Annotated in this window: 1 pseudogene; it reads right to left on the bottom strand. The window is 59.4% G+C overall.

Annotated elements, in window-relative coordinates:
- Nucleotides 1-118: 118 nt before the first annotated feature.
- A pseudogene (locus EN969_RS34610) lies at nucleotides 119-522 on the bottom strand (GTPase HflX); the annotation flags it as partial.

Below are 522 nucleotides of genomic sequence, written 5' to 3'. Positions count from 1 at the left end.
AGGCTGATCTGGCCGAGATGGAAGCGCTCTGGCAGGAAGCAAAGACCGCGAAGTAGTCTCTCTTTTCGGGCAACTCCCGACGGAAACCGCTATACACTTTTCCTGGAACTGCTCCGGATTATCCGTTGTTTTTACGACGCAATCTGTTTTCGATCTCTTCGCGCGCGCTTTGCGTGGCCTTCAGCGAGATGGTGGCGCTGCCGTCGTCATTGTCGCTTCGCGAAACCACATCGCCATTGCGGTAAAGCCAGTCGACAAGGCCGAACTGTGCCGGCTCGATCGTCACGGTGAGGTCTTCGAGTTCGCCCGCCATCCGCGTTTCGATGATCGCCTTCAGCGCATCGATGCCCTCGCCGGTCACCGCCGACACCGCAATCGGCGGCGCCTTGTTGGCATCGGCGCCGTCTGCAAGCAGCCGGGTCCGGTTGCCTTCGTCGAGCCGGTCGATCTTGTTCCACACTTCGATCACCCGCTTGGCATCACCAGCGTCAACGCCAAGATCTGCAAGGATACGCTCGACAT

It is taken from the genome of Mesorhizobium sp. M7A.F.Ca.CA.003.01.2.1, from assembly GCF_003998945.1.
GTDB lineage: Bacteria > Pseudomonadota > Alphaproteobacteria > Rhizobiales > Rhizobiaceae > Mesorhizobium > Mesorhizobium ciceri.
Note: the sequence above shows the minus strand (reverse complement) of the source record. Positions and strands in the feature narration are given on the sequence as shown.